This window comes from Streptomyces anthophorae, assembly GCF_049310305.1.
Lineage (GTDB): Bacteria > Actinomycetota > Actinomycetes > Streptomycetales > Streptomycetaceae > Streptomyces.
Genome location: NZ_JBLWQQ010000001.1, coordinates 8,092,233 through 8,106,092, shown reverse-complemented (window position 1 = coordinate 8,106,092; position 13,860 = coordinate 8,092,233). Strand labels below are relative to the sequence as shown.

The window sequence follows — 13,860 nt, the reverse complement described above, 5'->3', positions numbered from 1 at the left end:
GTTGGCCCCGACACTCAGTTCTCGGCATCCTGCGGATACCACCGCAGTTCGACGGTGTTCCCGTCCGGATCCTTGACGTACACGGACTGCGCCTGCCCTCGCGCACCCCAGCGCGGCACCGGCCCCTCCAGAACCTCGAACTCCCCCGAGTCGATGACCTCCTGCCAGTCGAGGGGGTCGACGACGAGGCAGAAGTGATCGACGTTGGACTCGACCCGGGCGGCGGCGAACAGATCGATGACGGTGCTGCCGTCGATCCGCACGGACGGAAACGGCACCTTCCCGGCCCGCCACTCCTCGACCCGCTCGGGCACGAGCCCGAGCCGGCCGGTGTAGAACTCCAGCGACTTGTCGACGTCGGCCACGTTCAGCACCAAGTGATCGAGAGCTTTGACACGCATGGGTTCCGTCCCCGTTTCTGTCGGCTACCTGCTCCCGGCCTGCTTAGCCCAGCAGCGACCCGACGGCAAGGGGCACTCGGGCACCGGCCGCGGCTCCGGCCGGTCGGCGGCAGCGCAGCGACTGTAAATGTACGTACACCTTGCGCCAGAATCACCGCAGCCACTTGTACGTCACGAGGAAATCGACCTAGCGTAGATGTACGTACATTATGGCGGGAGGGTTTCCCTTGGTGACCAAGCAGCACCACCGGACGGTGATCGTGGGTGGCGGCTCGGCCGGGATCTCGGTCGCGGCGCGGCTGCGGCGTGCCGGTGAGCGCGACGTCGCGGTCCTCGACCCGAGCGAGCGGCACCACTACCAGCCGCTGTGGACGCTGGTCGGCGGCGGCCGGGCGCCGCTGAAGGAGAGCGTGCGGCCGCAGGAATCCGTCATGCCGAAGGGCGTGCGGTGGATCCGGCGGGCCGCGGTCGCCGTCGACCCCGAGGCCCAGGAGGTGACCCTGGACGACGGCGGTGTCGTGCGCTACGACCATCTCGTGGTGTGCGCCGGCATCCAGCTGGACTGGGGCGGCGTGCCAGGACTGGAGGGCGGGCTCGGGCAGGACGGGCTCTCCAGCAACTATCTGCCGCACACCGCACCCGTGACCTGGCGGTTCATCCGCGACACCCGCTCCGGCAGCGCCGTGTTCAGCATGCCGTCCGGACCCATCAAGTGCGGCGGCGCCCCGCAGAAGATCGCCTACCTCGCCGCCGACCACTGGCGTCAGCAGGGCGTCCTCGGCCGGATCGACATCCACCTGGTGCTCCCGACGGACACCATCTTCGGTGTCCCGGAGTTCGCCCGGGTCCTGGAGGACGTGGCCCGCCGGTACGGCATCCACGTCCACTACGGCAGCGAGGTCACCGAGGTCCGCCCCGAGGCCCGCGAGGTCGTCGTCAGCCACCTCGGCACGGGTGACAGGACCACGCTCCCGTACGACATGGCCCACCTCGTACCGCCGCAGAGCGCCCCGGACTGGATCAAGCGGAGCCCGCTCGCGGACGCCGCCGACCCGGCCGGCTACGTCGAGATCGACAAGCACACGATGCGGCACGTCCGGTACCCCAACATCTGGGCCCTCGGCGACGCCGGCTCATCGCCGAACTCGAAGACCGGCGCGGCCGTGCGCCAGCAGGCACCCGTCGTCGTCGAGAACCTGCTCGCGACCATGCACGGCCAGGAGCCGCTCGCCGTCTACAACGGCTACTCCTCTTGCCCGCTGACCACGGCCCGCAACAAGATGCTGCTCGCCGAGTTCGACTACAGCGGGCGGCCCACCCCCTCGATCCCACTGATCGACACGGTCCGCGAGCGCACCGACATGTGGTACCTCAAGCGGCACGGCCTGCCGTTCCTGTACTGGAACCTCATGCTCCGCGGCCTCGCGTGACCCGCACGCCTCCCCCAAGCAGCTTCACCACTCCGGAGTCCGTCATGCCCGCCACACCCCAGGAGCCCCTCGCCCACGAAGGCACCGGGCCGCTGATGTTCGAGCAGTTCTACCTCGACTGCCTCTCGCACGCCTCGTACCTCATCGGCGACCGCACCACGGGCCGCGCCGTCGTGGTCGACCCCCGGCGCGACGTCAACGCATACCTCGCCACCGCCGCACACCACGGCCTCACCATCGAGCGCGTCATCGAGACCCACGTCCACGCCGACTTCCTCTCCGGACACCTGGAACTGGCCGAGCGCACCGGCGCCCGCATCTCCTACGGCGCCGCCGCCGACGTCGCCTTCGACACCGAACCCCTCGCCGACGGAGAACACCTCCGCCTCGGGGAGGTCGACCTCCAGATCCTGCACACACCGGGCCACACCCTGGAATCGGTCTGCATCCTCGTCCGCGAACACGCCGACGACCCCGTCCCCTACGGCGTCCTCACCGGCGACACCCTCTTCATCGGCGACGTCGGCCGCCCCGACCTGCTCAGCGCACGCGGCCGGTCCGCCGAGGAGATGGCCCGCGCCCTGTACCGCTCCACCCGCGAGCGCCTGCTCACCCTGCCCGACGAGACCCGCGTCCTCCCGGCACACGGGGCGGGCTCCGCCTGCGGCAAGAACCTCTCGACCGCGCTGAGTTGCACGATGGGCACCCAGCGCCGCACCAACTACGCCCTGGCCGACATGTCCGAGGACGCCTTCGTCGAGGCCGTGACATCGGGCCAGTCCGCCGCACCCGCCTACTTCTCGTTCACCTCCGCGCGCAACCGCGAGACACGTCCGGTGCTCGACGAGGACGCACCCGTGCCCCCACTCACCCCCGACGCCGTACGGCAGGCCGTCGCGGGCGGCGCGACCGTCCTCGACACCCGGGCCCCCGACCCCTACGCCGCCGCCCATCTGCCCGGCTCGGTCAACGTCCCGCTCGGCGGCCGGTTCGCCGAACTCTGCGGCGAGATACTCCCGTCCGGCGCCGACCTCGTCCTGTGCGGGGACCCGGCCACCGCGCGCGAGGCCCGCAACCGCCTCGCCCGCATCGGCTACGACCGGGTCATCGGCGCCCTGTCCGCCGACACACTCCCCGCCGAGGACACGGTCTCGACGCCGCGCGTCGAGGCGCAGGCCCTCGCCGGCCGTCTGGCCGACAGCCCCCGGCCCTTCACCGTGCTCGACGTACGCGGCCCCGGCGAGATCCACGACACCGGCACCCTCCCCGGCGCCCACACCGTCCCACTTCCCGAACTTGTCGAACGACTCGACGAGTTGACGGAAACTCAGCCGGTCGTCGTGGTGTGCGCGAGCGGCAACCGGTCCTCCGTGGCCGCCTCCGTGCTGCGGGCCCGCGGCTTCGACGCCGACGACCTGCGCGGCGGCTTCGCCGCATGGCGCGGCCCGGTGGAGCACCCGTCGCGCGGGGGCGGCGTCCACGCGTGAGCATCCTGATCCTCGCCGTGCTCTGCGGCGCCGTCGTCGGCCTGGCCCTCGGCGGACTCGGCGGCGGCGGTGGCGTCCTCGCGGTCCCGGCACTCGTCTATCTCCTGGACGTCGACCCGGCCGACGCGGGCACCACCAGCCTGCTCATCGTCACCGTCACCTCGGCCACCGCCCTCGCCCGGCACGCCGGCACCGGAACCGTCCGCTGGCGGACCGGCGCCCTGTTCGCCGCGGTCGGCGCGGTGCCCACCATCGGGGCGTCGATGCTCGCGCACCGCCTCCCGCAGAACCTGCTGACCGGGGCGTTCGCCGTACTGGCCGCAGTGGCCGCCGCGGTGATGCTGCGCGGCACCCGCACCCGGGGGGACACGGCCCCTGCCCGCCCACCCACGCGGGCCGCAACGGGGCCCGCCCCCGGCCACGTACACGTACACGTACACGTACACGTACACGAGGCAGAACAGACGATCACCGAAGCCCGCCACGGCAGCCCACTCCGCACTGCCGGCGCCGGGGCCGGACTCGGCACGGTGACCGGCCTCCTCGGGGTGGGCGGCGGGTTCCTCGCCGTACCCACCCTGGTGTCCGTACTGCGGCTGCCGATGCGGGTGGCCGTCGGCACCAGCCTCGTCGTCACCCTCCTCAACTCGCTGATGTCCCTCACCACGCGCCTGACCACCGAGGGCATCTCCATCGACCCGGCGGTGCTCGGCCCCTTCGTCGGCGCCGCGATCCTCGGGGCGTGGGACGCGAGGCGACTGGCGGCCAGGCTGTCGGGGCCGGCGCTGCAACGCACGTTCGCGGTCCTGCTGCTCGCGACGGCGGCGTTCATGCTGGTGGACGCGTTCATGTGAGCAGGTCCCGCCGTTTGCACCGCCTCCGTAAATCGACGAGCATGCATCCCGTGCCCACCAGCAGCTCGCAGTCCGGCCCTCGTCCGCTCACCCGGTCCAAGGGCAAGCCGCTGTGGTCCCAGCTCCGCGCCGACCTGCTGCGCCGCCTCGAGGACGGCGAGTTCCGGGACGTCTTCCCCGGCGAGCACGACCTCGTCGCCGAGTACCAGGTCAGTCGGCACACCGTCCGCGAGGCGCTGCGCACGCTGCGCGCGGAGGGCCTGGTCACCGCGCAGCGGGGCAGGGTGTCCCGGTTCGCGGCGAGCCGGCCGCTGGAGCAGAAGGTCGGCGAGGCGTACAGCCTCTTCCGCTCCGTCGAGGAGGTGGGAGCGGTCCAGCGCAGCGTCGTGCGCCGCCTCGACGAACGGGCCGACGGTGTCATCGCCGCGCGCCTCGGCCTGGAGGAGTCCACTCCCCTCGTCCACCTCGAACGCCTGCGCCTCGCCGACGGGGAGCCGCTCGCGGTCGACCGCGTCTGGCTCCCCGCGGACGTCGCCCGCCCGCTCCTGTCCGTCGACTTCACGCACACCTCGCTCTACGACGAGCTGGAGCGTCACTGCCGTACGCACATCAGCGGCGGCTGGGAGCGGATCCGGGCCGTCGTGCCCACCCGCGCGGAGCGCAAGCTGCTCGACTGCCCCGAGTCCACCGCGCTGTTCGCGATCGACCGGCTCGGCCACGACGGCGACCGCCGCCAGGTCGAGTGGCGCCAGACCCTGGTCCGCGCGGACCGCTTCGCGGTGGCCGCCGCGTTCTCGGCGGACGACGGATACCGCCTGGGCGGCCCCATGCCCACCACCTGACAGACCGCTCCCCGCTTCCGGGGATGTCACAACCGCCGCACGCGCAGCACACCCGTCCGCATCGGCAGGGTGAACTCGCCGCGGGCGGTCTCCGGCCGCGAACTCGGCCTGTTCCGGCGACCCGAACCGGGAAGCCGCCCCGGCCCTCGGAAGGTGCATACCGGCGGTCGCGGCGCGCCAGGGCCCGGGCCCCCGTCAACGAACGACGCAGCTCGGCCGGCATGACCGCGTCCGGCTCCACGACGCCCAACGCACGGCGGCCTGGGCGTAGTCGAGCCGATGCTCGGCATACGGCACCGCCACCGCACCGAACGAGGAGGCGCGCCGCTGCCGCTCAGCGTCTCGTGCCTGTTTTACGTGCCTGGATGACGACGGATCGTGGTCCACGCGGTCACCGCAGCCGTACCGATAACGCATGGACAAGGGAACGCGGTCAGCCAACTCCCTTGAGGTCAAGGGTCGGTGGGGTCCAGTCGTGGTGCCGCAGGATCATGCGGACGGCGGTACGGGAGGGTGTCAGCCGCATCGCCGTGTTGCGCAGGGCGACGGGCAGCGGACGGGTGAGCTGCTGCCCCATGCGCCCGGCCTGGCGCGCGGCGCGTGCGACGGCCTGACTGCGCGGGCGGCGCTCGGCGTCGTAGCGGGTGAGCGCGGCTTCCACGGTGGACTCGGAGCCGAGGGCGGCGGCGAGGGTGACCGCGTCCTCAAGTGCCTGACAGGCGCCCTGCCCCAGGTTCGGTGTCATCGCGTGGGCCGCGTCGCCGAGCAGCGCGATCCGGCCGACCGCGTACGAAGGGAGCGGCGTACGCAGTTCGTTGACGTCGTGGTGCAGCACGGCGTCCGGGTGCGTCGCGTCGAGCAGCGCGGGGACGGGCTCGTGCCAGGTGCGGAACCGGCGCCGCATCTCGCGCAGCGGGTCGTCGAACCGCGTCCCCTCGGGGAGGTTGAGGACGGCGTGCCATTCGGCGCGGCCGTCGGGGAAGGCGATGTGCCCGAACTCGGCGCCGTGACCCCAGGTCAGCTCGAAGTCGGTGCGCAGGTCGAGCGGCCGCTCGGTGAGGGCGCGCAGGACGGCCGAGCCACTGTGGACGGGCCCGGGGTGGGACGGAAAGAGGTCGGCCCGGACCTTGCTGCCGATGCCATCGGCCGCCACGACCAGATCGGCCTCGATCCCCCTGCCGCCGCACTCGACATGCACCGTGCCGGAACCGCCCTGCCGGACGGGCCCGGCCTCCCGGCCGACGAGCAGCACTCCGGCGGGCAGGGCCTCGCGCAACAACCGGTGCAGGGTGGCGCGCGGGATCCCCATGATGGGTGTGCCGACCGCCTTCTCCAGCGCCGCGCCGTCCATCCGGGCGAGCCAGCGGCCGTCCGGTGTGCGGGTGCCTCCGGTGTACTGGCCCCGGGACGCGGCCCGCACCGCCTCCCCCACGCCGAGTCCGTGCAGCGCCCGCAGCCCGTTGGCGGCCAGCGAGATGCCCGCGCCCGCGTCGTCGAGCTCCGCCGCGCGCTCGACGACCGTCACCTCCCAGCCGACCCGGCGCAGCCCGATCGCGGCGGCGAGCCCGCCGATACCGCCTCCGACGACGACCGCACGCTTCCCCATGCCGAGCCCCTCCACCGTCTTCTACACCTGTAGAAACGGGACCCTACCCGAACCTCCACTCCAACCTCTACAGGTGTAGAAAGGAGCCATGGCACCAGCGGACAAGGCAACGGACCGGCGCACCCTCCTCGCGGACGCGGCGCTCGACGTACTCGCCGACGACGGCATCCGTGGCCTCACCCACCGCGCGGTGGACCGCCGGGCCGGCCTGCCGACGGGCACCACGTCGGCGTACTTCCGCACCCGGACCGCCCTGCTCACCGGACTCGTCACCCGCCTCGTCCAACTCGACCAGGCGGAACTGCAGTCGACGGCCGAGCGGCTCGCCCCGCTGCGCACCACCGCCGACTTCGTGCACGGCATGACACACCTGACCCGGCAACGCCTCACCGGCGAGGGCCGCCGCCGCTCACTGGCCCGCTACGCCTGCGCCGTCGAGAGCGTGCGCGACCCGGAGCTGCGGGAGATCCTCGTCCCGCGCGAGAACGCCGGCCGCGAGGCGGTCCGCACGTTCCTCACCGCACACGGCGTACCCGACGCCGAATCCCGCACCCACACGCTGCTTTCCTGCATCGACGGCCTGATCTTCGCCCACCTCGTGAACGGCGGCGAGGTCCCACGCGAGGCCTTGGAGGGCCTGCTGGCGGCGGCGCTGCGGTAGGTGCTGGGGCCCGGACTCAGGCGCGAGCCGCCCTCCGTGCCGAACGCGGTCGGTACTCCACCACCGTCAGGGCCAACGACACATACCGTTCGACGAGTTCGTCGGGGGTCACCTCGCCGTCGGTGCGGTACCACTGGGCGATGGCGTTGCACATGGCGATCACGGCGCGACGGGCGTCGTCCGGGTGGGGGGTCAGGAAGACGCCGTCGGCGACGCCGCGTTCGATGACCTCGCGGAACTGCTGGGTGCCGCGTTCCTCGTTCTTGCGGTAGCGGGCGAGGTGTTCGGGTTCCAGGCTGCGGCCCTCGGTCAGCACGATGCTGCTCTTGACCGGGTGCTCGATACGGAACTGGACCGTCGCGGTGACGAGGGCCTCCAGCTGCTCCGCCGGATCGTCCCCTGCCTCTTCGAGGGCGGTCCCGCAGGCGCCGAAGTACGCGTCGAGGCCCTCTTCGAGGATGGCGACGAGCAGGTCCTGTTTGCCCTTGTAGTAGTAGTACAGCGCGGACAGGCTGACCCCCGCGCGCCCCGCGATGTCGCGGATCGAGGTGGCCCCGTAGCCGTGCTCGGAGAACTCTTCGCGGGCGGCCTCGATGATGGCCCGGTGACCTGCGGGGCGAGTGGACACGATGCTCCGATCTGCTGGGCCGCTCCGTCCGCCCCGCGACTGAACATTCGTAAAGCCCGCGACGGCGCCGTCATCGTAGCGCCGTGGGTCCTCGCCGCCGAGCCCGCACCGGAATCGTTTTGCGCCTAACGAACGTTCAAGGAAACGCCCGGCTCGGCGGCCCACCCCCGTGCGGACCGCCGAGCCGGGCGCTCAGCCCGGGAGCGTCACTCCGTGATCTCGATGTGGCCGTTCGGCGATTCCGCGCCGACCGGTTCGGCCGTCTTCGGGGACGGCACCGTGCCCTTGCCGCCCGTGATGTTCTTCAGCAGCGCGGCGAGGTCCACACCGGTCGTGGAGTTGAGGAGTTCCACGCCCTGCGCCACGTTGTCGGCGACCGTACGGGACAGCTGGCTCGCCCCGTCCGTGGAGATCACCGTCATCTTGTCGACGGCGCCCAGCGGTTCGGACGCCTTCGCGACGACCTGCGGCAGCACCTCGACCAGCATCTGGAGCACCGCCGCGTCGCCGTACTGGGCGAACGCGTCGGCCTTCTTCCGCATGGCCTCGGCCTCTGCCGCACCCTTCGCGCCGATCGCCGCCGCCTCGGACTCGCCCTCGAGCCGGACCGCGTCCGCGAGCGCCGCACGGTGCGCCTTCTCGCCCTCACCGGTCAGCCGGGACCGCTCGGCGTCCGCCTCGGCCTGCTTGACCAGGCCGATCCGGCGGGCCTCGGCCTCCTGCTCGGCCTGGTAACGGGCGGCGTCCGCGGGCTTACGGACCTTGGTGTCCAACTCGCGGTCGGTCAGGGCCGCCTGACGCTCCGCCACCTTCTCCTGCTCGGTCAGCACCTCCTGCTGGCGGGCCGCGTCGGCGAGCGGACCCGCCGCGTTGGCCTGCGCCGCGGCCTGGTCGGTCTCCGCCTTGATCTCCGCCTGCTTCAGCGCGAACGTGCGCTGCGCGATCGCGATCTCCTCCTCGGCCTTCAGCCGCGCCTGCTCGGAAGCACGGCGCGCGACGGCCTCGGCGATGTCGGCCTCCTGCTTGGCGCGGGCGGCCTCGGGCCGGCCCAGGTCCTCCAGGTAGGAGCCCTCGGTGGTGATGTCCTGGATCTGGAAGGCGTCCAGGACCAGGCCCTGCCCGGACAGCGACGCCTCCGCCTCCTCGGCGACCTGCCCGGCGAACGCGGCCCGGTCGCGGATGACGTCCTCCACTGACATCCGCCCCACGATGGAGCGCAGCGCGCCGGACAGCACTTCCTGGGTGAAGCCGACGATGCCGTCCTGCTGCATCAGGAAACGCTGGGCGGCGGCGCGGATCGAGTCCTCGGTGCCGCCGACCTTGACGATCGCGACGCCTTCGAGGTTCGCCTTCACACCGCGCAGGGTGACCGCGCCGCGCACCGCGACGGGGATGTGCCGCGAGGACAGGTCGAGCGTGAACTTCTGCTGCACGAACGGGACGACGAACACGCCGCCGCCGACCACGACCTTCTGGCCGCTGTTGTCCGTGATGACGTGGCCGGTCTCCGGATCGGTGGACTTCTTGCCGCGCCGCCCGGTGACGATGAACGCCTCGCTGGGCCCCGCGACCTTGTAGCGGGTGATGACGACGAGCGCCAACAGGACCAGGAGTACGACGACTCCGGCCACGGCGATGGTGACAGGGCTCATGATGGCTTCCCCCTCTGCCCCCTCGCCTCCCGGGAGGCGGCAGTCGGTTGGTGATGGTTCGTACGGATCGATCGAGATGGCACGCACGGAACCGCGGTCTGTGGTCGACGGTCAGCGGTCAGCGGTCAGCGGTCAGCGGTCAGCGGTCGACCGTGCGGACCTCGACCGAGGTCGGCGACAGCACGTCCGCCACCCACACCTCGGCGCCGCGGGCGACGGCGATCGGGCTCTTCGCCGAGAACTTCGTCGGCTGGCCCGCGAGCCGGAGCAGCACCTCGCCGTATCCGTCGACCGGGATGGCGGTGACCACGGTCCCCGCGCTGCCGACGAGGTCGTCGCCGCGCGGCGTGACCGCGGTCTGGTCCCGCATCAGCGCGCGGGTCAGCTTCCACGTCAGCCAGCCGGCGCCGCCCCCCGCGACGGCACCGACGGCAGTGGCGGGTCCGGCACCGAGGTCGGTGGTGCCGAGGACGATCGCGCCGCCGAACCCGAGCATCGACACGAAGCCCGCGATCACGGGCAGCGACAGCAAACCGTCGAAGAGTCCGTCCAGGACCCCGGCCCCGTCGAACAGCCCCTCCAGCACCCCGTCGAGCACCAGGGACAGTGCGAGCAGCACCACTCCCGCGATGCCGAGGCCCAGAAACCACGTCATGTCACTGGCCTCCCCTGGTTCGCGTCCGCTCCGTCTGCTGCCCCGGATGTTGTCATGGGCAACCACCTCGGGTAACTGCCGGATTCCGGCAATCTTTACGCGATTTTGATGCCTGCGTGCTCATCGGCTAAGAATGCGGAGGGAGTGCGAAGAAGGTGCAGAGGGCACGGCACCGCGATGGGGGTGGGCATGGCGCCGCAGCAGGACGTTCCCGACGAGTACCTGGACGGGTATGTCGGGGCGGTGGCCGATGCCGCCGCGACCGGGCGCCGGCTGACCCGGGACGAACTCGACGCGCGCCGCGCGCTGGGCGAGCGCGCCGCGGAGGCAGGACTAGGGCTGCGTGCGCTGGTCGCCGCCCACCTCGCGTGCACGCACACCGGCAACCTGGGCCACAGGGTGGGGGTCGACTCCGTCGTCGCGGCCGGCGCCCAGGCCATCGACGCGTTCGCCGAGGGCTACGAGCGTGCTCAGCGGCAGACCATGCGCCGGGAGGAAGCGGCCCGCCGCGAGTTCATCGACGACCTGCTCTACGGCCGCAGCGACCTGGGCAAACTCGCCGAGCGCGCCGAGCGGTTCGGGTTGCGCCTGTCCGACGAGCACGCCATAGCCGTGGCCCGCGGCGACAGCGCCTACGAGGAGGGCGACACCGTCCCGCGCGAGATCGAACGCGCGGTGATCGCCCGTTTCGGCAACCGGAACATCCTGCTGACCACCAAGGACGGGCGGCTCGTCTGCATCGCGCCCGGCGACCAGAGCGAGGTCCTCACGTACTTCGCCAAGCAGGCGTACGCCGCCGCCGACGGCGGCCAGGTCGCCATCGGCCGCCCCCAGTCGGGCCCCGGCGGCGTCGTCCAGTCCTACGAGGAGGCGTTGAGCGCGCTCGACCTCGCCACCCGCCTCGGCCTCGACGCCCCCGTGCTGCGCTCGGCCGACCTGCTCGTCTACCCGGTCCTCACCCGCGACCGGCAGGCCATGACCGACCTGGTCCACAACACGCTGGGACCGCTGCACCAGGCACGCGGCGGCGCCCAGCCGCTGATCGACACGCTGATGGCGTACTTCGACTCCGGCTGTGTGTCGGCCGAGGCCGCCCGCCAACTGTCGCTCAGCGTACGGGCCTTCACGTACCGCCTCGCCCGCATCCACCAGCTCACCGGCATCGACCCCGCGGTCCCGGCCGACCGCTACACCTTGCAGACCGCGGTGATCGGCGCCCGCCTCCTCGACTGGCCGGCGGACACCACCACCGCTTGACGCGAGGGACCTCACTCGAAGAACTTGAGGCTCCAGCCGGTGTTGGTCTCCGCGCCGGGGACATTGGCCCGCCGGTAGGTGGTGTCGCCCCACCAGACGAACGAACCGGAGTACCAGTAGCGGTTCTCCCAGGCGTACGGCGTCCCCTTCGCCACGGCGTGGAACATGAAGGGCACCTTGTTCCCGGCCGGCGGGCTGGTGTTGATGTCACCGTCCCGCAGGGCGAAGGTGTGATGGCCCGGGCCGTCGACGTGCAGCGTCGGATCCCAGCCGGTCATCATCGTCTCGCGGTGGGAACCGAACAGGCAGCCGTTCGACTTGTACCAGTCCCATACGTACGTGGGGTCGCCGCCGGCCCGCAGCCGCAGGTCGGCCAGGCAGTACTGGCTGCTCCAGCTGCCGTTCGCGGAGTAGACGACGTGCAGCTGCCCGTTCGGGTCCTTGATGGCCTCGGGGGCCTCGTTGATGTACGGGTCGCCGACCACCCGCTCCCAGCTCTCGCGGGGCTGCGAGATGACGGACCGTTTGCCGGTCGGCGTGGTCGGGTCGCTCATGCGGGCGATGTAGAGGTTCTGCTCGACGTTGGTGTCACCGGCCCACCCCGACCAGACGAACCAGCGCTGCCCCTGAAAGGTGAAAAGGGTCCCGTCGATGGCCCACTTGTCGTCCGGCAGCGCCAGCTTCTTCTCCGCCGTGTAGCCGCTGTCGGGGCTCGCGGAGCTGATGACGTACATGCGGTGGGCGGCGCTGCGGCCCGCGGAGAAGTAGATGTAGTAGCGGCCGCCGTCCCGTACGACCTCCGGCGCCCAGACCTCTCCCAGCCCGCCGTCGTCCGACCACACCTTCTTCCCGGGCGCGGACGCGAGACCGTCCAGGGAGGAGGCCTGCCGTACGAGGATGCCGCCGTCGGCCGACTTGACGGCGATGTAGGTGTCGCCGACGCGCAGCACACTGGGATCCGCGCCCTTGAGGCCCGTCGCACCCCGCGCCCCGTCCGCGTCCGCTCGCACGGAAGGCGGTCCCGCCCCCTCCGCGCTGCCGGACAGCGACAACGGCATGGCGAGCGCGCACGTCAGCGCGAGCACACCGAAACCGACGGAGTGTCTCAAGCGATTCATGGACTCTTCCCTCCAGCGTCGCGAATGCATGCATTACATCGTTGGAAGTACGCCGTCACAGGCTCCCGAAGGCCGCATGACAAGTCAACACCACCGTCAAGAAGCGAGCACGTGGTGCGAGTTGCTTCAACGTTTACCGTGACACGCCCCGAGGGCTGCCACGCGGGTTCGGGTCGCAACGGGTGCCCAAGAAGGCCGCTCCGTCGATACTGGCGAGGGACCGGAAGACGCCGCCCTGCGCCGCCTGCCAACGCCACCCGGAGGTACCAGTGAAAATGCTCATCAACGTAGCCGAGACCGTCGTCCCCGACGCCCTGCGCGGGATGGCCGCCGCCCATCCCGAACTGAACGTGGACGTCGAGAACCGGGTGATCGTGCGCCGGGACGCGCCGGTGGCCGGGAAGGTGGCGTTGGTCTCGGGCGGCGGGTCGGGGCACGAGCCGCTGCACGGCGGGTTCGTCGGCCCCGGGATGCTCGCCGCGGCCTGTCCCGGTGAGGTGTTCACCTCGCCCGTGCCGGATCAGATGGTGCGGGCCGCCGCCGCGGTGGACAGCGGCGCCGGTGTGTTGTTCATCGTGAAGAACTACACCGGTGACGTGCTGAACTTCGACATGGCCGCCGAGCTCGCCGAGGACGAGGGCGTCCAGGTCGCCAAGGTGCTCGTCAATGACGACGTCGCCGTCACCGACTCCCTCTACACCGCGGGGCGGCGCGGCACCGGAGCCACCCTCTTCGTGGAGAAGATCGCGGGTGCCGCCGCCGAGGAGGGGCAGCCGCTGGAGCGCGTCGAGGCGATCGCCCGGCAGGTCAATGAGAACGCGCGGAGCTTCGGTGTCGCACTGAGCGCTTGCAGTACGCCCGCCAAGGGCGCGCCCACCTTCGATCTGCCCTCCGGCGAGCTGGAGTTGGGGATCGGGATCCACGGCGAGCCGGGCCGGGAGCGGCGGCCCATGATGACGTCCGGGGAGATCGCGGACTTCTCCGTGAACGCCGTCCTCGAGGACCTCAACCCCAGCAGTCCTGTGCTGGTGCTGGTCAACGGGATGGGTGCCACTCCGCTGCTCGAGCTCTACGGGTTCAACGCCGAGGTGCAGCGGGTGCTGGCGGAGCGCGGCGTCCCCGTCGCCCGCACGCTCGTCGGGAACTATGTCACCTCGCTCGACATGGCCGGGGCCTCGGTCACCATCTGCCAGGCCGACGAGGAACTGCTGCGGCTGTGGGACGCGCCCGTCAGCACGGCCGGGCTCCGCTGGGGCATGTGACCCACCT

13 protein-coding genes are annotated in these 13,860 nt (G+C 71.6%); 7 read left to right on the top strand and 6 right to left on the bottom strand.

Annotated features, from left to right (window positions below; genetic code table 11):
• Nucleotides 1-14: 14 nt before the first annotated feature.
• A complete protein-coding gene (locus tag ACNYS0_RS36815) occupies nt 15-401 on the bottom strand; it encodes a VOC family protein (RefSeq protein ID WP_422480165.1) in 387 nt (128 codons plus the stop codon).
• A gap of 227 nt (nt 402-628) precedes the next feature.
• Here ACNYS0_RS36815 and ACNYS0_RS36810 point away from each other — a divergent pair, with 227 nt between their 5' ends.
• From ACNYS0_RS36810 to ACNYS0_RS36795, 4 genes are read left to right on the top strand one after another with little or no spacing between them, the layout of a single operon-like run.
• Nucleotides 629-1,831 carry an NAD(P)/FAD-dependent oxidoreductase gene (locus ACNYS0_RS36810; protein ID WP_422480163.1) on the top strand — a complete coding sequence of 401 codons (1,203 nt, stop codon included), beginning with the start codon at nt 629-631 and terminating at the stop codon, nt 1,829-1,831.
• A gap of 44 nt (nt 1,832-1,875) precedes the next feature.
• Nucleotides 1,876-3,318: an MBL fold metallo-hydrolase gene (locus ACNYS0_RS36805; protein ID WP_422480161.1), complete on the top strand. Its 1,443-nt coding sequence runs from the start codon at nt 1,876-1,878 to the stop codon at nt 3,316-3,318.
• Nucleotides 3,315-4,172 (top strand): sulfite exporter TauE/SafE family protein, encoded by an 858-nt coding sequence (locus ACNYS0_RS36800; protein ID WP_422480159.1) that lies wholly within the window; start codon nt 3,315-3,317, stop codon nt 4,170-4,172. The genes ACNYS0_RS36805 and ACNYS0_RS36800 overlap by 4 nt, the downstream gene beginning before the upstream one ends.
• 41 nt (nt 4,173-4,213) lie before the next feature.
• Nucleotides 4,214-5,014, top strand: coding sequence for a GntR family transcriptional regulator (locus ACNYS0_RS36795; protein ID WP_422480157.1), 801 nt, complete (start codon nt 4,214-4,216; stop codon nt 5,012-5,014).
• Between the two features lie 433 nt (nt 5,015-5,447).
• On the opposite strand, the gene ACNYS0_RS36790 is transcribed toward ACNYS0_RS36795, so the two are convergent.
• Nucleotides 5,448-6,620 (bottom strand): FAD-dependent monooxygenase, encoded by a 1,173-nt coding sequence (locus ACNYS0_RS36790; protein ID WP_422480155.1) that lies wholly within the window; start codon nt 6,618-6,620, stop codon nt 5,448-5,450.
• Nucleotides 6,621-6,708: 88 nt separating this feature from the next.
• Between ACNYS0_RS36790 and ACNYS0_RS36785 the strand changes: the two genes are divergently transcribed.
• The gene (locus ACNYS0_RS36785; RefSeq protein WP_422480153.1) at nt 6,709-7,281 is read left to right on the top strand and encodes a TetR/AcrR family transcriptional regulator; all 573 of its coding nucleotides are present in this window, start codon (nt 6,709-6,711) and stop codon (nt 7,279-7,281) included.
• Between the two features lie 16 nt (nt 7,282-7,297).
• Here ACNYS0_RS36785 and ACNYS0_RS36780 read toward each other — a convergent pair whose 3' ends face one another.
• The 3 genes from ACNYS0_RS36780 to ACNYS0_RS36770 all read right to left on the bottom strand — a co-directional run bounded on the left by ACNYS0_RS36780 (nt 7,298) and on the right by ACNYS0_RS36770 (nt 10,216).
• Complete coding sequence (locus ACNYS0_RS36780; RefSeq protein ID WP_422480151.1) at nt 7,298-7,909, bottom strand: TetR/AcrR family transcriptional regulator; 612 nt, start codon at nt 7,907-7,909, stop codon at nt 7,298-7,300.
• 206 nt (nt 7,910-8,115) lie between these two features.
• Nucleotides 8,116-9,561 (bottom strand): flotillin family protein, encoded by a 1,446-nt coding sequence (locus ACNYS0_RS36775; protein ID WP_422480149.1) that lies wholly within the window; start codon nt 9,559-9,561, stop codon nt 8,116-8,118.
• Nucleotides 9,562-9,700: 139 nt separating this feature from the next.
• A complete protein-coding gene (locus ACNYS0_RS36770; protein WP_422480147.1) occupies nt 9,701-10,216 on the bottom strand; it encodes a hypothetical protein in 516 nt (171 codons plus the stop codon).
• Nucleotides 10,217-10,405: 189 nt separating this feature from the next.
• Here ACNYS0_RS36770 and ACNYS0_RS36765 point away from each other — a divergent pair, with 189 nt between their 5' ends.
• Complete coding sequence (locus tag ACNYS0_RS36765; protein WP_422480145.1) at nt 10,406-11,473, top strand: PucR family transcriptional regulator; 1,068 nt, start codon at nt 10,406-10,408, stop codon at nt 11,471-11,473.
• An 11-nt stretch (nt 11,474-11,484) separates the two neighbouring features.
• Here ACNYS0_RS36765 and ACNYS0_RS36760 read toward each other — a convergent pair whose 3' ends face one another.
• Complete coding sequence (locus ACNYS0_RS36760) at nt 11,485-12,591, bottom strand: glycoside hydrolase family 43 protein (RefSeq protein ID WP_422480143.1); 1,107 nt, start codon at nt 12,589-12,591, stop codon at nt 11,485-11,487.
• Nucleotides 12,592-12,860: 269 nt separating this feature from the next.
• Between ACNYS0_RS36760 and dhaK the strand changes: the two genes are divergently transcribed.
• Entirely contained in the window at nt 12,861-13,853 is a 993-nt protein-coding gene (gene dhaK, locus ACNYS0_RS36755; RefSeq protein ID WP_422480141.1) for a dihydroxyacetone kinase subunit DhaK, read from the top strand.
• Nucleotides 13,854-13,860: the final 7 nt, after the last annotated feature.